General features: G+C 66.3%; 17 protein-coding genes. 9 read left to right on the forward strand and 8 right to left on the reverse strand.

Features of this window, described 5'->3' with window-relative positions; genetic code table 11:
- Positions 1-37: 37 nt before the first annotated feature.
- Positions 38-886 (reverse strand): class I SAM-dependent methyltransferase, encoded by an 849-nt coding sequence (locus B0T44_RS16055; protein WP_077119948.1) that lies wholly within the window; start codon positions 884-886, stop codon positions 38-40.
- A gap of 165 nt (positions 887-1,051) precedes the next feature.
- Here B0T44_RS16055 and rpsA point away from each other — a divergent pair, with 165 nt between their 5' ends.
- Positions 1,052-2,515: a 30S ribosomal protein S1 gene (rpsA, locus tag B0T44_RS16060; RefSeq protein ID WP_077119950.1), complete on the forward strand. Its 1,464-nt coding sequence runs from the start codon at positions 1,052-1,054 to the stop codon at positions 2,513-2,515.
- A 760-nt stretch (positions 2,516-3,275) separates the two neighbouring features.
- Positions 3,276-4,490, forward strand: coding sequence for a dephospho-CoA kinase (gene coaE, locus B0T44_RS16070; RefSeq protein WP_077119954.1), 1,215 nt, complete (start codon positions 3,276-3,278; stop codon positions 4,488-4,490).
- A gap of 110 nt (positions 4,491-4,600) precedes the next feature.
- On the opposite strand, the gene B0T44_RS16075 is transcribed toward coaE, so the two are convergent.
- Positions 4,601-5,125: a ribonuclease FAU-1 family protein gene (locus B0T44_RS16075; protein WP_077119956.1), complete on the reverse strand. Its 525-nt coding sequence runs from the start codon at positions 5,123-5,125 to the stop codon at positions 4,601-4,603.
- A gap of 75 nt (positions 5,126-5,200) precedes the next feature.
- Here B0T44_RS16075 and uvrB point away from each other — a divergent pair, with 75 nt between their 5' ends.
- Entirely contained in the window at positions 5,201-7,408 is a 2,208-nt protein-coding gene (uvrB, locus tag B0T44_RS16080; protein WP_245839564.1) for an excinuclease ABC subunit UvrB, read from the forward strand.
- A gap of 56 nt (positions 7,409-7,464) precedes the next feature.
- Here the strand turns inward: uvrB and B0T44_RS16085 are convergent, their stop codons facing one another.
- Positions 7,465-7,935 carry a VOC family protein gene (locus tag B0T44_RS16085; protein WP_077119958.1) on the reverse strand — a complete coding sequence of 157 codons (471 nt, stop codon included), beginning with the start codon at positions 7,933-7,935 and terminating at the stop codon, positions 7,465-7,467.
- A gap of 53 nt (positions 7,936-7,988) precedes the next feature.
- Between B0T44_RS16085 and B0T44_RS16090 the strand changes: the two genes are divergently transcribed.
- The 3 genes from B0T44_RS16090 (at position 7,989) to B0T44_RS16100 (ending at position 10,271) form a co-directional block, all read left to right on the forward strand.
- Positions 7,989-8,876, forward strand: coding sequence for a helix-turn-helix domain-containing protein (locus B0T44_RS16090; RefSeq protein ID WP_077119960.1), 888 nt, complete (start codon positions 7,989-7,991; stop codon positions 8,874-8,876).
- A gap of 41 nt (positions 8,877-8,917) precedes the next feature.
- Positions 8,918-9,331, forward strand: a complete 414-nt coding sequence (locus B0T44_RS16095; protein ID WP_077119962.1) for a DoxX family protein — start codon at positions 8,918-8,920, stop codon at positions 9,329-9,331.
- 490 nt (positions 9,332-9,821) lie between these two features.
- On the forward strand, positions 9,822-10,271 hold the full coding sequence (locus tag B0T44_RS16100) for a universal stress protein (RefSeq protein ID WP_077119964.1): 450 nt from the start codon (positions 9,822-9,824) through the stop codon (positions 10,269-10,271).
- Positions 10,272-10,378: 107 nt separating this feature from the next.
- On the opposite strand, the gene B0T44_RS16105 is transcribed toward B0T44_RS16100, so the two are convergent.
- Positions 10,379-12,643, reverse strand: a complete 2,265-nt coding sequence (locus B0T44_RS16105; protein WP_245839576.1) for a HelD family protein — start codon at positions 12,641-12,643, stop codon at positions 10,379-10,381.
- Positions 12,644-12,848: 205 nt separating this feature from the next.
- Positions 12,849-14,189 carry a diguanylate cyclase domain-containing protein gene (locus tag B0T44_RS16110; RefSeq protein ID WP_077119968.1) on the reverse strand — a complete coding sequence of 447 codons (1,341 nt, stop codon included), beginning with the start codon at positions 14,187-14,189 and terminating at the stop codon, positions 12,849-12,851.
- A gap of 945 nt (positions 14,190-15,134) precedes the next feature.
- Here B0T44_RS16110 and uvrA point away from each other — a divergent pair.
- On the forward strand, positions 15,135-18,179 hold the full coding sequence (gene uvrA, locus B0T44_RS16120) for an excinuclease ABC subunit UvrA (protein ID WP_077119972.1): 3,045 nt from the start codon (positions 15,135-15,137) through the stop codon (positions 18,177-18,179).
- Positions 18,180-18,625: 446 nt separating this feature from the next.
- Here the strand turns inward: uvrA and B0T44_RS16125 are convergent, their stop codons facing one another.
- Genes B0T44_RS16125 through B0T44_RS16135 form a run of 3 tightly spaced genes read right to left on the reverse strand, consistent with a single transcriptional unit; the run spans position 18,626 to position 20,285 of the window.
- Positions 18,626-19,339, reverse strand: coding sequence for an alpha/beta fold hydrolase (locus tag B0T44_RS16125; RefSeq protein ID WP_077119975.1), 714 nt, complete (start codon positions 19,337-19,339; stop codon positions 18,626-18,628).
- 49 nt (positions 19,340-19,388) lie between these two features.
- Positions 19,389-19,730 (reverse strand): DUF1844 domain-containing protein, encoded by a 342-nt coding sequence (locus tag B0T44_RS16130; protein WP_077119977.1) that lies wholly within the window; start codon positions 19,728-19,730, stop codon positions 19,389-19,391.
- 33 nt (positions 19,731-19,763) lie between these two features.
- Positions 19,764-20,285, reverse strand: a complete 522-nt coding sequence (locus B0T44_RS16135; protein WP_254854231.1) for a DinB family protein — start codon at positions 20,283-20,285, stop codon at positions 19,764-19,766.
- Between the two features lie 335 nt (positions 20,286-20,620).
- Between B0T44_RS16135 and infC the strand changes: the two genes are divergently transcribed.
- Both infC and rpmI read left to right on the forward strand, forming a co-directional pair.
- Positions 20,621-21,256, forward strand: coding sequence for a translation initiation factor IF-3 (infC, locus tag B0T44_RS16140; protein ID WP_077119979.1), 636 nt, complete (start codon positions 20,621-20,623; stop codon positions 21,254-21,256).
- A 58-nt stretch (positions 21,257-21,314) separates the two neighbouring features.
- Positions 21,315-21,509: a 50S ribosomal protein L35 gene (gene rpmI, locus B0T44_RS16145; RefSeq protein WP_077119981.1), complete on the forward strand. Its 195-nt coding sequence runs from the start codon at positions 21,315-21,317 to the stop codon at positions 21,507-21,509.
- The last annotated feature ends 83 nt before the right edge of the window (positions 21,510-21,592 follow it).

Genomic DNA, 21,592 nt, shown 5'->3' on the forward strand with positions numbered 1-21,592 from the left:
CTTCCGAAGACGGCTACCAAGCCGACCTGCGCGCTGCTCATACCGGTTTATGGGTAACGAAGATGGCCGTGCCGGGGAACAGTTGGCCGCGCAGCGGGCTCCACTGGCCCCATTCGCGGTCCAGCCATTCCGGCCAGTCCGGTTCGACGATGTCATCGAGGACCAGGCCGGCAGCGACGGCTTCGCGGACTCGGTCGCCGATGGTGCGGTGGTGCTCGACATACGTCGCCTCACCCGCGTCGTCGACCTCGATATAGGGAGTGCGGTCGAAGTACGGGATGGCGGCGGTGAGCCCATCGGGGCCGGGGTCGTCGGGAAAGATCCAGCGCATCGGATGGTTGACGGAGAATACCCAACGCCCGCCCGGGCGCAGCACCCGAGCTACTTCCCGCATCACGAGCGCGGAATCGGCGACGAACGGGATCGCCCCGAACGCCGAACACGCCAGATCGAACGATTCGTCCGGGAACGGCAGCGCTTCCGCGCCCGCCTGCACCAGCGGGACCAGGGGCCCGCCCCGCGCCATGGCCGCCACACCACGCTTCAGCATCCCCATCGACAGATCTAGTCCCACGGGTTGCGCGCCCTGCCCAGCCAGCCAGCGCGAGCACGGAGCCGAACCGCAGCCGATTTCCAGCACGCGTTTGCCCTCGATATCGCCGAGTAGCCGCATATCACCTTCGTGCAGGCCCTCAGGGCACCAGATGAACTCCCCGCCGGGAGAGTCGACGCCGAGGAAATCGGCGTGGGTGCGGTGGTATTGCTCGGCGTCGGCGTCCCACCACCGTCTGCTCGCTCGCTGGCTGTCGGCGCTGTCCAGCCGGTTGCGGGCCGGGCCTACAGTTCCGAGCAGCGCGTTTGCCTGAGCATGACGATCTTCCGACACGCAGCTACCTTATCGGCGCGCCGCCGGGACCGGTTTGCCCGGCTGGACAAAGGTCGCGTACGCTGAACCCGCGAGTGATCACTCACCGGCTCGTCCGGTGCCCGCAGAATACCGAAAGATCCATTGTCCGCAACCGACCACAATCCGTCCGGAGCAAACCGCCACATGCCCACCACTGTCACCTCGCCGCAGGTAGCCGTCAACGATATCGGCTCTGCCGAGGACTTCCTCGCCGCCATCGACGCCACGATCAAGTACTTCAACGACGGCGATATCGTCGAAGGAACCATCGTCAAAGTCGATCGCGACGAGGTTCTGCTCGACATCGGTTACAAGACCGAAGGCGTCATCCCTTCCCGCGAACTCTCCATCAAACACGATGTCGACCCCAACGAGGTCGTTTCCGTGGGCGACGAGGTGGAGGCCCTTGTTCTCACCAAGGAGGACAAAGAGGGCCGTCTGATCCTGTCGAAGAAGCGGGCGCAGTACGAGCGTGCGTGGGGCACCATCGAGGAGCTCAAGGAGAAGGACGAGGCGGTCCGCGGCACCGTCATCGAGGTAGTCAAGGGCGGTCTGATCCTCGATATCGGCCTGCGTGGCTTCCTGCCCGCCTCCCTGGTCGAGATGCGTCGCGTCCGCGATCTGCAGCCGTACGTCGGCAAGGAGATCGAGGCCAAGATCATCGAGCTGGACAAGAACCGCAACAACGTGGTCCTGTCCCGTCGCGCCTGGCTGGAGCAGACCCAGTCCGAGGTGCGCAGCGAGTTCCTGCACCAGCTGCAGAAGGGCCAGGTCCGCAAGGGTGTGGTCTCCTCCATCGTCAACTTCGGCGCTTTCGTCGACCTGGGCGGTGTCGACGGTCTGGTGCACGTCTCCGAGCTGTCCTGGAAGCACATCGACCACCCGTCCGAGGTTGTCGAGGTGGGCAACGAGGTCACCGTCGAGGTGCTCGACGTCGACCTGGACCGCGAGCGCGTTTCGCTGTCGCTCAAGGCCACCCAGGAAGATCCGTGGCGTCAGTTCGCCCGCACCCACGCGATCGGCCAGATCGTGCCGGGCAAGGTCACCAAGCTGGTTCCGTTCGGCGCCTTCGTCCGTGTCGAAGAGGGCATCGAGGGCTTGGTGCACATCTCCGAGCTGGCCGAGCGCCACGTCGAGGTCCCCGACCAGGTGGTTGCGGTCGGCGACGACGCGATGGTCAAGGTCATCGACATCGACCTGGAGCGTCGCCGGATCTCGCTGAGCCTCAAGCAGGCCAACGAGGACTACCACGCCGAATTCGATCCGTCGAAGTACGGTATGGCCGACAGCTACGACGAGCAGGGCAACTACATCTTCCCCGAGGGCTTCGATCCCGAGACCAACGAATGGCTCGAGGGCTTCGACAAGCAGCGCGAAGAGTGGGAAGGCCGCTACGCCGAGGCGGAGCGTCGCCACAAGATGCACACCGCGCAGATGGAGAAGATGGCGGCCGATGCCGCAGCCGAGGCTGCGACCGGCGGCGGCGCCTCCAACTACTCTTCCGAGAGCGGCGCCCAGGCTGCGGGCCAGGCCGAGTCGGGCGGCGGCTCGCTCGCCAGCGATGCCCAGCTTGCGGCACTGCGGGAGAAGCTCTCCGGGAACGCGTGAGCACCACGTAGACCCGAACAGCGGTAGACAGCCGAAGACCCCGGTCCGAGCATGGACCGGGGTCTTCGCGTTTCTCTAGGTGGCGGGCACGGCCTGTACTCGGCAGATACGGCTGTGGCCCAACCCGAGGGGCTGGGCCACGAACCGTGGAACGGATCAGCCTGCGGTGGCGGGCACCCAGCGGGTACGCAGCACGGCTGGACGTCTGCGCATGGCCGCGAAACTGTGCCGAGCCGGACTGATCAATGAGGTGAACCACGTGCGGCGATGCTCAGCTAGAGCTGCCGCGACGGCAGGGATCTCGAGGCAATGCACTCGCCCCGCCATACCCAGGCGGTGGCGACCCGTCTGGTTGTTTGTGCCCAATGGTCTTCCTTTGCTTTCCGGTATCGGCCTGGACGCCACGGCGAAGAATAGTCCAAACAACGTTGTTCGCCGCGTATTTTAAGCAGCAAATTACCCTGCGTGTCGAAAATTTCTTCCCCGAAAGTCGGGATCGACCGTAAATGTTGCGAAATGGTCTCGGCTGCGTCACGGAACGGGCAATTACTTCGGAGGGAGGTGAAATAGCCCGGCGCAGTGGGTATTCCAGATCGGATCTGGTATTCGTGGCAACAGATGGTTCGCTCGTTATTCGTTTACATCCTGCCGCGCCCGAAGCGATATATGCGCCCGACGCGCCGAAACGAGTTCCGCGCGGCGGAGCGCAAGGCACCAGGGCACCTCGGCGGCGGAACCACGACGGTGCGAGACTGGTCGGATGTTACGAATCGGCCTCACCGGAGGTATGGGCGCGGGAAAGTCGACAGTGGCTCGGATACTCGCCGAACACGGAGCGGTGATCATCGACTCGGACGTGATAGCCCGAGAGGTGGTTGCCCCGGGCACCGAGGGGCTGGCCGCCCTGGTCGACGCGTTCGGCGCCGATATCCTCGCCGCCGACGGCAGCCTGGACCGCCCCGCATTGGCGGCCAAGGCATTCGGCGACGACGAGTCACGCGCGCGACTCAATTCCATCACCCATCCGCTGGTCGGTAAACGCACTGCGGAACTGCTGGCCGCCGCTGCGCCGGACGCAATAGTCGTGCAGGATATCCCGCTGCTGGTGGAGAACGGCCTCGCGCCGCTGATGAATCTGGTGATCGTCGTCGATGTGGCCGCGGAAACTCGAATTCGACGGCTGGTGGAATTTCGCGGGGTTGCCGAAGCGGATGCTCGTGCCCGTATTTCCGCGCAAGCCACGGATGAACAGCGCCGCGCGGTAGCCGATGTGCTGCTGGACAACAACGGACCGGCCGGCGCGATCGAAGAGGCGGTTCATCGGCTGTGGGATGAGCGCCTGGTCCCGTTCGAAGCGAATCTGCGCGCGGGCCAGGTCGCGTCCACCGAATTCCGGGTCGTCGAACACGACCCGGACTGGGCGGTGCAGGCGCAGCGGCTGATCGCGCGGCTGTGGGTGGCCTGCGGGTCGGCGGCGCAGCGGATCGACCACATCGGTTCCACCGCGGTGCCGGGGCTGCCCGCCAAAGATGTGATCGATCTGCAGATCACCGTCGCCGACCTCGCTGCCGCCGACGGCCTACGCGAGGCGCTCGCCGCTGCCGGATTCCCGGTGCAGACACATATCTCCCACGACAACCCCACACCGACTGCCGAGGATCCGGCGGGCACGGATATCACGCGCTGGGCCAAGCGGGTGCACGCTAGTGCGGACCCGGGTCGTCCGGCGCGAGTGCATCTGCGGGTGGCGGGAACGCCGGGACAGGAGTTTGCGCTGGCGTTCCGTGACTGGCTCCGCGCGGATGCGGCAGCTCGTGCGGAGTACGCGGAAGTCAAACGGGAAGGGGAGAAGAAGGCCGCCGGGCTGACCGGTGACGCGGCGGTGGCAGCCTACCTGGAGATCAAGAAACCGTGGTTCGACTCGGTGTATCCGCGGGTTCTGCAGGCCCGGTCTGCGTTCGGTGCGCAAGAGTGAGGGCCTGAGCGGCCAGCGCCCGGCGGCGGCCTCACCGCCCCTGTCCACGCCAACAGCTCGTCGACATCATCCCCGCTGTACGGCAGCCTCCTGATCCGGTCTCCCCACGTCTAGAGCCAGGTCAGCGGCATGCCGAGGCTTTCGGTCCAGCGTTGGAAATCGTGTCCGTTGGCGGCGATACCGTCGATGGCCGCGGTAGCAGCGGCCACTGCGGCTTCGGCGGTTGTTGCGTCGATGAGGCCCGCGGTGTGGGCGGCGAGCAGTTCGTCGACGTCGAGCAGTTTCGTCTCGCGACCGGTGCGCACCACCAGATCGAGGTAGTGGTCCACCGAACGCCATTTCTTCGGCTCGATCTGGCGGAATTCGCCGATGTCGATGTAGTAGTCCTGGTCGCGCAGATGCGCCGGACGGAAATGGAACACCGTGGCGCGGATCGCCAGGCTCGGCAGCAGCCAGGACTCCAGGTAGTGGAATTCGGGGTGATCGGCGGTGCGCGCCATGTACAGGCCCCAGGGTTCGGTGTGGAAGCGTTCGACCGCGCGGATGAACCCCTTCGGATCGATATTGGTCAGCTCTGCCACATTGAAGTACTCCACCTTGGGCCGGTGGACGTCCACTGCTGGTGCCTGTGCCATGTCCACAGAATCTACCGGCCGCCGCGACCGGCCACGGCCCGTAACTTGTCGGTGACCGGGCCTACCCTGGTTGGCATGGCATTCGCAACCGAACTTCGTGCCAAGGCCGACGCCGCCGCAGCGCCCGCGAGCAGCGAGGCCGACGGCGAGACCCCGCTGGCCCGGTCGGAGTTCCGCCCTGTGGGCGAGATCGAACGCGCCGACGGCCGGTTCCAGGTGGTCAGCCCCTATCAGCCTGCGGGCGACCAGCCTGCCGCGATCGATGAACTGGAGCGGCGCCTCACCGCGGGTGAACCGGATGTGGTGCTGCTCGGCGCCACCGGTACCGGTAAATCCGCGACCACCGCCTGGCTGATCGAGCGGGTGCAGCGCCCCACCCTGGTGATGGCGCCGAACAAGACCCTCGCCGCGCAGCTGGCCAACGAACTGCGCGAGATGCTGCCCCATAACGCCGTCGAGTACTTCGTTTCCTACTACGACTACTACCAACCCGAGGCGTACATCGCGCAGACCGACACCTATATCGAGAAGGACAGCTCGATCAACGACGATGTCGAGCGCTTGCGCCATTCGGCCACCTCTAGCCTGCTGTCGCGGCGCGATGTGGTGGTGGTTGCGTCGGTCTCGTGCATCTACGGCCTCGGCACACCGCAGTCGTACCTGGACCGGTCGGTGCAGCTGCAGGTCGGCACCGAGGTGGACCGCGACGCCCTGCTGCGGCTGCTGGTCGACATCCAGTACACGCGCAACGATATGGCCTTCACCCGCGGATCGTTCCGGGTACGCGGCGACACCGTCGAGATCATCCCTTCCTACGAGGAACTGGCGGTGCGCATCGAATTCTTCGGCGACGAGATCGAGGCACTGTACTATCTGCATCCACTCACCGGTGACGTGGTTCGCCAGGTGGATATGCTGCGCATCTTCCCGGCCACGCACTATGTGGCCGGGCCGGAACGGATGGAGCGGGCGGTCCGCGATATCGAGGCCGAACTCGAAGAACGGCTGGCCGAGTTCGAACGCCAGGGCAAACTGCTGGAAGCGCAGCGACTGCGGATGCGCACCCAATACGACCTGGAGATGATTCGCCAGGTCGGGTTCTGCTCCGGTATCGAGAACTATTCGCGCCATATCGACGGCCGCGCTGCCGGGTCTGCGCCCGCCACGCTGCTGGACTATTTTCCCGACGATTTCCTGCTGGTCATCGACGAATCGCATGTCACGGTCCCGCAGATCGGCGGGATGTACGAAGGCGATATGTCGCGTAAACGCAATCTGGTGGAGTTCGGCTTCCGGTTACCGTCCGCGGTCGACAACCGGCCGCTGACCTGGGAGGAGTTCGCGGACCGGATCGGCCAGGCGGTGTACCTGTCGGCCACTCCGGGTCCGTACGAACTGGGCCGCACCGGCGGTGAGGTGGTCGAGCAGGTCATCCGCCCGACCGGGCTGGTCGATCCGAAGGTCATCGTCAAACCCACCAAGGGGCAGATCGACGACCTGGTGCACGAGGTCCGGCTGCGCACCGAACGCGACGAACGCGTCCTGGTCACCACACTGACCAAAAAGATGGCAGAGGACCTCACCGACTATCTGCTCGGGCTCGGCGTGCGGGTCCGGTACCTGCATTCGGAGATCGACACGCTGCGCCGGGTGGAGTTGCTGCGGCAGCTGCGGCTCGGCGAATACGACGTGCTGGTCGGTATCAACCTGCTGCGTGAAGGTCTCGACCTGCCGGAGGTATCGCTGGTCGCGATCCTCGACGCGGATAAGGAAGGGTTTCTGCGCAGCAGCACCAGCCTCATCCAGACCATCGGGCGCGCCGCCCGCAACGTGTCCGGGGAGGTGCACATGTACGCCGACAAGGTCACCGATTCGATGCGGCACGCCATCGAGGAGACCGAACGGCGCCGCGCCAAGCAGATCGCATACAACGAGGACATGGGCATCGACCCGCAACCGCTGCGCAAGAAGATCGCCGACATCCTCGACCAGGTGTATCAGGAGGCCGACGACGAGGTCCCGGTCGGCGGCTCCGGACGCAACACCAGCCGTGGCCGCCGCGCCCAGGGCGAACCGGGGCGGGCAGTGAGTGCGGGTGTGATCGAAGGCCGGGATATCTCCGCGATGCCGCGCGCCGAACTCGCCGATCTGGTGCAGGAGCTGACCGATCAGATGATGAACGCGGCGCGCGAGCTGCAGTTCGAGCTGGCCGGGCGGTTACGTGACGAGATCGCCGATCTGAAGAAGGAGCTGCGCGGTATGGACGCCGCGGGGTTGAGTTGAGCGGTCCCCGGATTGCCGCGCCCGCGCGGGGCACGGCAACCGGTCCGGGTGCGGTGTCAGGCTTGGGTCGCCATCCACTCGTTCGCCCGGCGTTCGGCCTCCTCCGGGGATACGTCCTCGACTCTGGTCATCACCACCCAGCGGTGTCCGAACGGATCGTGGACCGCGGCATAGCGGTCACCGGTGACGAAGGTCTGCGGGTCATCGGCGCTGCGCGCGCCGTGCTCGCGGGCTCGGGCCACCACAGCATCCACATCGGGGCAGTAGTGCACCACCGAGGTGTGCACCCATTCGCCGTTGGGGGCGAGCACCCCGTGATCGGGAACCGGCATGCCGACCTGGATTGTCGAGTCACCGATTTTCAGCTCGGCATGGGCGGGCTGTCCGTCGGGCAGGTCGTTGCGAGTGACCACTTCGGCGCCGAATACCGCGCGGTAGAAATCGATCGCTTTGTTGCCGTCACCGACAGCGAGGAAACAGGTGATCGAGTGGTAGCCATCGGGAATCGGGTTCACTGTGTCGGTCATGGCAACCACTGTTGTCGAAGGCGATCGCATGGTCTTGTAAGAAAGCGACACCGATGAGTTCGCGTGGCGATACGGCCCCGATCCTGCCGGCGTCCGAGCCGGTACCCGGCGACGACAAAGGCATCCTGCACCCGCGTGAACAGGCTCGCCACCGCACCCTGGTGCGGTTGCCCGCCGGGCCGGAAGTGGGCGTCTACGTCGAGTGGTATTGGTCGGTGCGCTGGGATCTGCGGGGCAGGCCACCGTATTACGCGCAGGTGCTGCCGTACCCGTGCGTCAACGTCACCTTCGAACAGACCTCGGCTCGTTCGGGCGCTTTCGTCAACGGAGTCTGCACCACGAAATATGTACGGGAATTAGCCGATTCCGGGGAAACATTCGGGGTGCGTTTCCGCGCGGGTGGTTTCGGCGCGTTCACCGGGCTGGACGTCGGATCCTTCCGCGACCGCGCGGTTCCGCTGGCCGAAGTCATGCCGGAATCCGGTGATCTGGCCGACCGCGTGCTGGCCGAGAGCGGCGATGCCGGTCGCCGCCGGGTGGTGGAGGAGTTCCTGTCGGCCCGCACGGTGGGCGAGGACCTCAATTATCGTCTGGTGCTGCGTATCGTCGAGACGATGGCGCGCGACGGGCAGCTGACCCGGGTGGATCAGGTGACCGAACGGTTCGGGGTCCCGACCCGGAGGTTGCAAAGACTTTTCCGGCGCTACATCGGGGCCGGACCGAAATGGGTGCTGCGCCGTTATCGCCTGCAGGACGGCGCCCATCTGCTCGCCCGCGGCCGCATCGAGGATCTCGCGGCGCTGGCGGCCGAACTCGGTTATTTCGATCAGGCCCATTTCACCCGGGAATTCACTGCGGAAGTCGGAATGGCTCCGCTGGAATATGCCAAGAGTTCGCTACGCTCGCGCGATGAGGTGACTTCGAAGGTCGTGAGCGGTTGAGCATTGTCCGAACCTGTCGACGACGGATAAGGGAGCAGGACATGGATATCGTGGTGCTGATCGGGCGGGTGCTGTTCGTGGTGCTGTTCGTGAGCTCGGCCATAGGGCATTTCAGCCAGACCGAGGCCATGACCGGATACGCCCGGAGCCAAGGGGTTCCCGCCCCGCGTATCGGCGTGCTGGCCTCAGGGGTGTTGATGGGGTTGGGCGCGTTGAGCATTCTGCTCGGCGTATGGGCCGACCTCGGCGCGCTGCTGCTGTTCATCATGTTGCTACCGACCGCGTTCTTCATGCACCGGTTCTGGGCGGCCGACGACCCGCAGACCGAACAGAACGAGATGATCCAGTTCAACAAGGATCTGGCATTGGCGGGGGCGTCGCTGATGCTGTTCGCGTTCTTCGCCCATACCGAGGAGCTCGGATTGACCCTGACCGGGCCGCTTTTCCATCTGTGATGTGCACAACGTACTCGCTGATATTCTGCGGTTCACATCGTCCCGGAAGGTGGTGAAACAATGGACATCATCGGCGCGATTCTCGGAATTTTCTGGGCGGGCTACCGGCCGTGGCCCTGAGTAATATCATCCGGTGGTCCGGGTCGCCCACTATGCGGCTGTTCAGTCCGGTGGCGCAGGCCCGGCCCCGTCCGCTCGGCATGGTGTGATGAATATCCCAGTGCTTCAACGGTGTTCGCCTGATGTTGTGCAACATCACAACGCTTCCGTTTCGGAATTGTATTCGCCCAGGTCGGCCCGGTCATAGTGGTGGGCGCCGGGTAAGGCAACGCCGGGGAATGCGGAAAGCTCCACGTGTGATGTATTGCGAATTCTGATAATTCCCGGCCGGGTTGCCGCTATGGTCGACGCAGCCGCCACGCCGGAGCCCGCTTCGCCGGGACGAGCCCGGCAGCGGGCGCTCGCAGACACCAGCACAGTTGGAGGAGAGATGACCGCCTACCGGACCATTGTCGTCGGTACCGATGGCTCGGACTCGTCGTATGTAGCCGTGGACAAAGCCGCCTCACTGGCCGCCACCGGTGCCACCCTGATCATCGCCTGTGCCTACTACCCGAGCACTGATCGTGATGTCGCCGCGGCCGCCGATGTGCTCAAAGACGAGGCCTATCAGGTTCGCGGTTCGGCCCCGACCAGCGAGATCCTGCGCACCGCCCGCGACCGTGCGGCCGCCGCAGGCGCCAAGGAGATCGTCGAACGCGCAGTCGTCGGTGAACCGGTGGAATCGCTGCTGAACCTGGTCAGGGAAACGCAGGCCGATCTGCTGGTGGTCGGCAACCGCGGACTCAACACGATCACCGGGCGGCTACTCGGTTCGGTGCCGTCGGATGTGGCGCGCAAATCGCGTTCGGATGTGCTGATCGTGCACACCGTTCGCTAGCGGACGCGTCCGGCGCCGGACCCGGCCGTTCGGGCCGGTGGATGCCCGTGAGCCCGTTGCGGCCCGGCAGCTATCACCAAGTGGCCGGGCCTTCGTCATGTCCGGGTCTAGTCGTCCGGGTCCTGCAGCGCTGCCAGCGCCTCGGGCAGCTCATCGCTGTGGACCACCGTGAGCCGCTGGGTCGCGCGGGTCAGCGCCACGTACAGATCATTGAGACCGCGCGGGGATTCGTTCAAGATGTGCTGCGGTTCCACCAGATACACCGCGTCGAACTCCAGGCCTTTGACCTCCGCCACCGTCAGCACCCGCACCGCTTCGGCCTCGAGGTCGGCCAGTTCGCCGATGAGGGCGTGTGGGGCGATGACCGCGGTGGTGCCGGGGCCGTGTTCGGCGCCGACCAACCCCGATACCTTCGCCGCCAGCTCGGCGCGTGCCACCCGGTGCGCGCGCGGCGGATGCCCTGATTCACGCACCGAACGCGGTACGTCGGCATCCGGATCGATGGCGGCGAGCACATCCGCGGCCAGCGTCATGATCTCGGCCGGCGTGCGGTAGTTGACGGTGAGTTCGGTCAGCTTCCAGCGGGCGGCCACATACGGTTCCAGTACCTCCTGCCAGGAGGAGGCGCCCGCCGGATCCCCGGTCTGTGTGACATCGCCGACCGCGGTGACCCACCGGTTCGGGATACGGCGCATCACCATGCGCCACGCCATCTCCGACAGTTCCTGTGCCTCGTCGACGATGACATGTCCGTAGGTCCAGGTGCGGTCGCCCGCCGCGCGTTCCGCGGTGGTCTGCTGGGTCCGCACCTGCTGACGTTCGGCAAGCTGACTGGCGTCGATGAGGTCGTAGGCCATCAGGATCTCCGGATCCAGATCGTCCTCGAGATCCTGCGGCGCCGACCCGGTCAGGATGTCCAGCGCATCCTGCGCTTCGGCGAGCTGGGCGCGCCAGCGACGGCGGGCGCGTTCCCGCTCCTCGGCGTCGTCGACACCGAGAAGTTCGGCCAATTCGTCGAGCAGCGGCGCGTCAGCGGCGCTGAACTCGCCGTTGTCCGGGCGCAGCAGTTCGGCCCGGTCCGCCGGGTCCAGTTTCGGCGCCGCACGGCCGAGCCGTTCTGGGTCGGCGAACAGGTCGGCGAGCACCTGCTGCGGCGACAGAATCGGCCACAGTTCGCCGATCGCGCGCTGGATCTGCGGATCGCCGCGCATTTCGTCGCTGATCTCCGACAGGTCCGCAGCACTGAGCAGACTTGCGCCGCCTGCCGGGTCGGCGCCCATGGTCTGGGCCAGCTGATCGGTGAGCGCGTCGATGACGCTAGAGGCGAAAATCGGGCGGGCCAGGTTGTGCGGGCGCCGCGATGACCTGGCCCGGCCGCGTGCCCGGGTCGCGACCTTGCGGTCCAGGATCAGCGGGTAGCTGTCGAAGCTCAGCTGAATCGGTTCGCTCGGCACCTCTTGCCGGTCGCGCACCGCCTTCTTGAGCATATCGATCACCTCGAGCGACCCTTTGATCTCACCCGCCCGCAGCGAATCGGTCCGGGTGGCTTTCATCCCCGGATACAGATCGCCGATCGTCGACAGCAGCACACCGGTTTCGCCGAGCGACGGCAGCACCTGGCCGATGTAATCGAGGAAGGTGGCGTTCGGGCCGATGATCAGCACACCGCTTTTCGCCAGCTGCTGGCGGTAGGTGTAGAGCAGGTAGGCCGCCCGGTGCAATGCGACGGCGGTTTTCCCGGTGCCCGGGCCCCCCTGGACCACCAGCACGCTCTTGTGCTCGGCGCGGATGATCGCGTCCTGCTCGCTCTGGATGGTTTCGACGATGTCGGTCATATGACCGGTGCGTGCCGCGTTGAGCGCCGCGAGCAGCGCGCTTTCACTGCCGACGCCGCCGTCGGCCGCGGTTACTCCGGCGTGCCGGGCCGCGTCGAGGTCGAGATATTCGTCGTTGAGTGCGGTGACCCGCCGGTTGCGGGAGCGGATATGGCGGCGGCGCAGCACCCCGTCCGGTGCGGCGGTGGTGGCCAGATAGAACGGGCGGGCCAGCGGGGCGCGCCAGTCCAGCAGCAGCGGTTCGTAGTCGTTGTCTTCGTCGAGGATGCCGAGCCTGCCGATATAGCGGTGCTCCGGCCCGTCTTCGCCGTCGACCAGATCGATGCGGCCGAAACACAGCCCGTGTTCGGCGGCGTCGTATTTGGCCAGGTCCTCGGTGTAGAGCGCGGTGAACGATTCGCGTTCGCTGCGGGCCTGCGGGGTGCCGCCCGATTCCAGCAGCACGGTGCGCAGCCGGTTCTGCGCATACGAGCGCATCCCGTCGAGGCGGTCGTAGAGTACCGACAGGTAGGCCTGCTCCTGTGCGGCGTCATCGATCGGTTCGGTCGCCCGTGCCGCGCCGTCATCGGGAACACGGTCGGGGGCAGGGCGGTCCTGTGTGAGGCGGTCGGGCAAAACGGACTCCTTGTCACCCCGGTGGGCCGGGCACGACAGGGCCCGGGAAGGTTGAGCGGACGGAATCGTCTAGTTTACTGCGCTTACAGCGTGCGCGCCGTCATCGCAGCGCTACACCGGGCGGGGATCAGGAGGCGTGCGTGGTGTCCGGCAGGTGGCCGGGACCGTTCATATCCTCCGGAGGTGCGGGCGGTTTGGCCTGGTACATCGCCAGATCCGCATCGTGCACCACCGCTTCCGGGGTGCGGATGTCACCGGGAGCGATTTCGGTCACCCCGACGGAGGCGCCGACCTCGACGCGATGGCCGCGGGCGACGATCGGCTCGGACATGATCGAGCGCAATCGGGCTATAAGCGTCTCCAGGTCGGCACTGCGGCCGTGCCCGGACAGCAGCACCAGGAACTCGTCACCGCCGAAGCGGCCGACGACGTCCTCGGCGCGCAACGCCCGCTGTAGTCGTTGCGCCACGATCTGCAATACGTTGTCGCCGATGGCATGGCCGAGGCTGTCGTTGATCGTTTTGAAGTTGTCCAGGTCGACGAACATGACTGTGGTCACCGGCTGCTCCGCGCTGGCGGCCAGCGCGCGCGTCAGCTGCGACAGGATCAAGGACCGGTTGGCCAGCCCGGTCAGCGGATCGTGGGTGGCCTGGTATTCGAGCTGGCGGCGGTTGTCCCGGAATTCGGTGATATCGGCGAACGACACCACCGCCGCAGACCGAGGTTCACCGGGGTTGAGCATTCGGCTCGACGCCGACAACCAGCGTCGCTGCCCGTCCGGGCGGTCGATACCCAAGACGAATCCGAGGACGGGCTCGCCGGTGGCCAGGGTGCGGGCCACCGGATACTGTGCGGGTGGCATCGGCCGGGCATTGGCGTCCAACAGCGCTCCCGGCAGCCGGGTGATCGGGGTGCCGAGCAGATCGTCGCGGCCCTCCAACCCCAGAATGCGCCGCCCCGCCGGGTTGATCGATTCGACCCGCCTATCGGCGTCGATCACCATCACGCCCTCCTCCAACTGGGAGACCACGGAGGCGAAGAACTGTTCGGCGCGGTGCTGGGCGGTCTCGGCAGCGCGGTGGGCGGTGAGATCGTGTAGCAGCACCTGGTGTGCCAGCTCCCCGTGCCAGGAAGTCAGCACCGACCACACCTTCACCGGCACCGAGATGCCATCGAACCGGACCAGGGTCAGTTCGGTAGTCACAGACGCCGCGTGCTCGGTGAAGAGCTCGACGACATTCTCCTGCACGGCGGCCACCGAATCCGGGTGCATGAAACGGGTGATCGGCTCGCCGAGCAGTTCCTCGGCATCAGAGGCGGCAACCAGTTGCACGGCGGCGCGGTTGACGTAGACGATGATGCCGTGCTCGAGCATGAGCATGGCGTCGGGGGCGTGTTCGACCAAGTAGTGATACCGCTGCACCAACTGTTCAGCGGTGGGGGACGTTTCCCGGTTGTCTTTTCGCACTCGACACCCCGATCGTCGACCGATCTGGCTGGTCTGGCTGATCTGGATACGGAAACACGGATCGTCCTGGTGCCGGTGTACCCCGAGCACCCGTCACGCATCCTGCTGTGTTCACGCCGCGGGCACTGCTGTCGTTTCGTCCCGGTGAGCACGCCGACACGGTCCTTTCGATCGGCAGGCCGAGCGCCTTCGGATCTGCCGGGATCCGGGACCGAGTGATCCTTGTGAAGTCCGGTTCCGGCATCGATCATAAGGCCACACCGGTCCCTGATGGCGTACATAGCGCAAGCGGTGGGCTGTCGAACCGCCCGGCTACCGGCCGCCGAACCCGAGCCGCGACTCGCCTGGTCCGGTGCACTCCCTGCCGACGCGAGCCACCGTGACCGAACCGATCACTCGGTGCGAGGGGCACATCGTGCCCATGTCGACCACGGACGCGACCAACTCGACGTGCTGGGGTTTACGCCGCTTATCTGTTCGCCGCTGCCGATACACCATGGCCGAAAGCCTGGTGGCGGACGTCTGCTGTACCGCCGCTACGACGACCGGGACCGATCACCCCGTCCGAGTCCCCAGACCGGAGTGACGGTGGTGAGCGACACTGCCCACGCCCGGCTGGGGCTGGCCTACTCTGAGAAGGACGCCTATCGATCCGGCGCCCGCCGTGCCCCCGCAGCCGGATACCGACTTTCGGCAGGCCGCGGCTGCTCCGTCCGCGCTCACATGTCGCCGGTGAGTATTCGCCCGCCCAAACATGTCGGTGGGTCGGCCTAGCATCACCGCGGGGTGTAGTGGGCCGGTTCCGAAACCGGTCATCGTGGCCGATAGCACGGCAGATGACCCGGTCGACCGGCTCGGCCCGCCCACCGACGTCGACCGGCGCAGCGGCCGGCCCGCGTCGGCAGGATCGATGAACGAACAAGAAAACGAGAAGGGACCGACCTGGTGGCCGAACGCCTCACTGTGCGCGGAGCTCGAGAGCACAACCTCAAGGGGGTCGACCTCGATCTGCCCCGCGACAGTCTCATCGTGTTCACCGGGCTGTCCGGCTCCGGCAAATCCAGCCTGGCCTTCGATACGATCTTCGCCGAAGGCCAGCGCCGGTACGTGGAATCGCTGTCGGCATATGCCCGCCAGTTCCTCGGGCAGATGGACAAACCCGATGTCGACTTCATCGAGGGCCTGTCGCCCGCGGTGTCGATCGACCAGAAATCGACCAACCGCAACCCGCGCTCCACGGTCGGCACCATCACCGAGGTCTACGACTATCTGCGCCTGCTCTACGCCCGCGCAGGCACCCCGCACTGCCCGGTCTGCGGTGAACTGATCGCCAAGCAGACCCCGCAGCAGATCGTCGACCAGGTGCTCGCCATGGAGGAGGGTATCCGGTTCCAGGTGCTCGCCCCGGTGGTGCGTACCCGCAAAGGCGAATTCGTCGACCTGTTCGACCAGCTCAACAGCCAGGGCTACGCCCGAGTCCGGGTCGACGGCGTGGTGCACCCGCTCACCAACCCGCCGAAGCTGAAGAAACAGGAGAAACACGATGTCGAGGTGGTGATCGACCGTCTCGCCGTGAAACCGGGCGCCAAACAACGGCTCACCGATTCGATCGAAACCGCGCTGCGCCTCGCCGACGGCATCGTCGTGCTCGACTTCGTCGACCGCGACGAACACGCCCACGACCGGGAACGCCGTTTCTCCGAACGGCTGGCGTGCCCGAACGGGCACGCCCTCGATATCGAAGATCTGGAACCGCGTTCGTTCTCGTTCAACTCACCCTACGGCGCCTGCCCGGACTGCACGGGGCTGGGCATCCGCAAGGAAGTGGACCCGGAACTGGTGGTCCCCGACCCGGAGCTGAGTCTGGCCGAGGGTGCGGTGGCGCCGTGGTCCCGCGGCCAGAGCGCGGAATATTTCACCCGGCTGCTGTCGGGTCTGGCCGAGGCGATCGGCTTCTCCATGGACACCCCCTGGCAGGACCTGCCGCCGCGCGCGCGTAAAGCAGTGCTGGAAGGCAGCTCCGATCAGGTGCACATCTCCTACACCAACCGGTACGGGCGTAAACGCTCGTACTACGCCGATTTCGAGGGCGTTATGCCGTTCCTGCAGCGGCGGCTGGACACCACCGAATCCGAGCAGATGAAAGAGCACTACGAGGGCTATATGCGCGATATCGCGTGCCCCGTATGCAACGGCGCCCGGCTGCGCCCGGAAATCCTGGCCGTCACCCTCGCCGCGGGGCCCGAACGCAAATCCATTGCCGAGGTCAGCGACCTGTCCATCAGCGAATGCTCACGGTTCCTGAACGAGCTGACGCTGGGGGAGCGGGAGGCGGCCATCGCCGGGCAGGTGCTCAAGGAGGTGCAGGCGCGGCTGGGTTTCCTGCTCGACGTCGGTCTGGAATACCTGACGCTGTCGCGGGCCGCCGCCACCCTGTCCGGTGGTGAGGCGCAGCGGATCCGGCTCGCAACCCAGATCGGATCCGGGCTGGTCGGCGTGCTGTATGTGCTGGACGAACCGTCCATCGGCTTGCACCAGCGCGATAACCGCAGGCTCATCGAAACGCTGACCCGGCTCAAGAATCTCGGCAACACCCTGATCGTGGTCGAACACGACGAAGACACCATCCGCGCCTCGGACTGGGTGGTCGATATCGGCCCGCTGGCGGGTGAGCACGGCGGGCAGGTCGTGCACAGCGGTCCGTATCGGGAACTACTCACCGACCCGAATTCGCTGACCGGTGCCTACCTGGCGGGCCGGGAACGGATCGAGGTGCCTGCGATGCGCAGGCCGGTCAGCAAGAAGCGCCGCCTCACGGTTGTCGGCGCGAACGAGCACAACCTCGCGGGTATCGACGTCGCATTCCCCCTCGGTGTGCTGACCGCCGTCACCGGTGTCTCGGGATCCGGGAAGTCGACGCTGGTCAACGACATCCTGGCCACCGTGCTGGCCAACAAACTCAACGGCGCACGGCAGGTTCCCGGCAGGCACACCCGCGTGAACGGCCTCGACCAGCTGGACAAGCTCGTGCGGGTCGACCAGTCCCCGATCGGCCGCACCCCGCGCTCCAATCCGGCCACCTACACCGGGGTGTTCGACAAGATCCGCACCTTGTTCGCGGCGACGACCGAGGCGAAGGTGCGTGGTTACCAGCCCGGTAGGTTCTCGTTCAATGTCAAGGGCGGCCGCTGCGAGGCGTGCTCCGGCGACGGCACCTTGAAGATCGAAATGAACTTCCTGCCGGATGTGTACGTGCCGTGCGAGGTGTGCCACGGCGCCCGCTACAACCGGGAAACCCTGGAGGTGCACTACAAGGGCAAGACCATCGCCGAGGTGCTGGATATGCCCATCGACGAGGCCGCCGAATTCTTCCGCCCGGTCACCTCCATCCACCGCTACCTGCAAACCCTGGTCGATGTCGGGCTCGGGTACGTGCGGCTCGGGCAGAGCGCACCGACACTGTCCGGCGGTGAGGCCCAGCGCGTGAAACTGGCCGCCGAACTGCAGAAACGCTCCAACGGCCGCACCGTCTACATCCTCGACGAGCCGACCACCGGCCTGCATTTCGAGGACATCCGCAAACTGCTGAAAGTGATCAACGGGCTGGTCGACAAGGGCAATACGGTGATCGTCATCGAACACAACCTCGACGTCATCAAGACATCGGACTGGGTGATCGATATGGGTCCGGAAGGCGGCTCGGGCGGCGGCACCGTCGTCGCGGAAGGCACCCCGGAGGATGTCGCCGAGGTCGCAGGCAGCTACACCGGCCAGTTCCTGAAGGAAGTACTCGCCCAGCCCGCCGCCACCGCTCCCACGCCCCGTGACGACACGCCGGCGCCGAAGCAGGCGACACGCACACCGGCGGCCGCGGAAGCCGCAGGCAGCGACGCGGCGTCGAAGAAGACCGCCACCAAGGCCGCGGCGAAGAAGGCACCGGCTGAACAAACCGCGAAACGGCTCGCGCGCAAAGCCGCGGCATTGCGCTGAACGGACGCGAACCACGCGACGGTCGGACGCAGTGGCTGCTCGCCACCGGCGGAACGGGCAGGTGCGGAAGGCCCTCGCCACCAGGCCCGCCGCTGGATGGCGGTCGGAGTGCTCGGGTTCCGGGTTCTCTGCCGACCCACCCCTGCCTCGGTGCTGTACCGAGGCAGGGGCCACCGCGCAGCTCGGTCGCCCGAGTAACGCCGGTTCCAACGTTGACGGCTCGTGCCACGCGCGAGCTGTCGTGGCTCATCGTCGAAGGACCATGCGTGGCTTCGGCGCCGGGGTGCCCTGTTCTTCTCAGACGTCGGCCCCGCAGTGTCCACCGCTGTGGAGCGTGGCGTCCGGCTCGCCGTCGAACCTCGGAGCCCGCGCGTGGCCGCCCCGCATCGAGGCAGTATCGGCTATGCGGCGCAATGGGACGGACCGCTCCTTTGCCGGGCTTCGGGTCAGCGGTTGGCGACAGTGTGGATCAGCTCGGCCAGTTCCTTCGGCCGCGACCACATCGGCCAGTGGCCGGTGGGCAGGTCGAGGTATTCGGCGTCGATATACGCCAGTTCGGCGAACATCGGCACCTCGCCCGCGTCGCGCAGGGCGCGGACAGTGTCGGCGGTGAAGCTGCTGCAGATCACGGTGGTCGGGATCGCACGGCGGGCGCCACGGTCGCTCAACCGCAGCGGCGCGGCGGCGACAGCGGCAGGCTCGGACACCGCGCGTTCCCGGAACCTCGCCAGCATCCGTTCGTCCAATCCGGCCAGGCTGCTGCCGTCGGCCTCCAGTGCGGGCCACTCCGGCAGCGGGAACTCGCGGGCCGCGAGATCGAGGTCGGAATTGAGCACGAACCCGTTGGGCAGCGGCGCACTGTCGACGTAGATGGCTCTGGTGAAACGCTCAGGGGCCAGGTCGGTGGCGAGATAGGCCGCCGCACCTCCACCGGAATGGGAAACCAGCACGGTGTCGCCCGGCCCCATAACCTCGGCAGCATCGATGATGGCCTGCGCCTGCTGTTCCAGAGTCGCGGCGAGCCGATCGTTGTCAGTGGGATCGAGTCCGGGCAGGGTCAACGCCTGCACCTCGTTGCCGTACCCGCGCAATTCAGCCGCGACCTCGTCCCACGCCCATGCGCCGAGCCAGAAACCAGGAACCAAGAGCAACCGTGTCATGTGCAGAGCATCGCACGTGGCACCGACAATGTGGCGCCGCCGGATGCCCTCAGTAGACCGGGCCGGTGTACTTCTCGCCCGGTCCCTTGCCCGGTTCGTCGGGGTGCGCCGAGCTCTCCCGGAACGCTCGCTGCAGCGATTGCAGCCCCTCGCGCAGCGGACCGGCGTGCGGGCCGAGGTATTCGACGGAGGCCGTGATCAGTCCGGCCAGCGCGGTGATCAGCCGCCGCGCCTCGTCGAGGTCGCGGCTCTGACTGGTTTCCGGGTCGGCGTCGGCCAAGCCCAGTTTCTCCGCGGCGGAACTCATCAGCATCACGGCGGCCCGGCTGATCACCTCCACCGCAGGGATATCGGCGAGCTCGCGCACGGAACTGTCGGGCTGTTCGTTCATGCACCTCAGGCTAGAGCCAGGCCCGCGCGACGTTCACCCGGCCACCGCGCGCAGCATCCGCAGCTGGCCGATCTCGGCGGCGTTCTTCATCAGCTCGGCATTCACCCAGGCCGCCAGATGTGCCACCGTGAGCCCGGCCTCGGCAGGCCACGGGTACGCCGACGGTGCGTCCAGCTCGGCGTCGCCGAGTTCGTCGAGCACACCCAGCCATGCGGTGCGCATCGCGCTCAGCCGGGCCACGGCCGAGGCTGCATCACCCGGCCAGAACACCTCGGTGCGATCGGGCAGCGGGTTCCCATGAGCGTGTTCGAGCGCCGAACTCCACCACCAGTCGATATGCCAGGTGAGCCAGCCGATGGTCGGTACCGGGATCGGGTCGGGTTCGGTGTCGGCCCAGTCCGGCCGCCATGTCCCGTCGGGGTGGGGGTGCACCGTCCAGACCGAGGTCGCCGGTTCCCAGCGGGCGTCGTCGTCGGTGAGGGCGTCGAAATGCAGCTGCGACAGCGACCAGGTCAGGTCGAACTGCCAGCGCAGCAGGTCACGGCGGTGTGTCACCGTGCAGACGGTGCCAGGTTCACGGGGGTGCGGCAATCGGATATCGGCCCGGCACCAGCTCACGGTCGTTCGGCGAGAGCCGGGGTGAATGCTAAACTATTCGCTGACGACCGTCCCGGGTGAACCCGGGACCGACAAGTGGAGCCCGACTCCCACCGTTGCCGGCGAGTATTCGCACTGGTCAAACGGTCCGGTCGCCCGCTGTAACGGCGGGTTCCCGACCCGAAGCGATTCGGGGGCGGGGTCCCGGGTCTTTCGATCCGTGACGACCGGTCGACATCGGGCCCCGTAGCGAAATACCGCAACGGGGCTTTCGTGTTGAACAAGGGGTTGCCATTGCGTGCGGTCGTCGGACGACACCGCTAGACCTAGGAGGCCCCATCAGCACTGAGACCCGCATCAACGATCGCATCCGCGTTCCCGAAGTCCGGCTCATCGGACCGGGCGGGGAGCAGGTTGGGATCGTGCGTGTTGAAGATGCACTACGCGTCGCACTCGAAGCCGACCTCGACCTGGTCGAGGTGGCCCCGGACGCCCGTCCGCCGGTCTGCAAGATCATGGACTACGGCAAGTTCAAATACGAGACTGCGCAAAAGGCGCGCGAATCCCGTAAGAACCAGGTCCAGACCGTGATCAAGGAGCAGAAGCTCCGTCCCAAGATCGACGACCACGACTACGAGACCAAGAAGCGCAATGTGGTGCGCTTCCTCGAAGCCGGATCCAAGGTCAAGGTCACGATCATGTTCCGTGGGCGCGAACAGTCCAGGCCCGAGCTCGGCTTCCGGCTGCTGCAGCGGCTGGCCTCCGACGTCGCGGAATTGGGTTTCGTCGAGACCTCGGCCAAGCAGGACGGCCGCAACATGACGATGGTCCTCGCCCCGCACAAGGGCGCGAAGACGCGGGCAAAGGCACAGCAGGAATCCGTCGCCCGGCCGCAGTCCGGCGGCACGGCGCAGCCGAACCCGCAGTAACACCGGTCAGAACACTCCGCTCGCGCCGCGCGCGGGCACGAGACAGATTGAGGAATCCATGCCGAAGATGAAGAGCCACAGCGGCGCTTCGAAACGATTCAAGGTGACCGGCAAGGGCAAGCTGCGTCGTCAGCAGGCCAACCGCCGCCACCTGTTCGAGCACAAGCCCTCCCGCCGGACTCGTCGTCTGGAAGGCACGGAGGCCGTTTCGGTCGCCGATGTCCCTCGCGTGAAGAAGCTGCTGGGTATCTGATACCCCTCCCGGCATCGCGATCGACGCATCGGACGCCGACAACCGACCCCCTCGGGCGCGGTCTGCGCCCCTAGATTCGAACA

Origin of the sequence: Nocardia donostiensis, from assembly GCF_002081715.1 — a bacterium.
GTDB classification, from domain to species: domain Bacteria; phylum Actinomycetota; class Actinomycetes; order Mycobacteriales; family Mycobacteriaceae; genus Nocardia; species Nocardia donostiensis.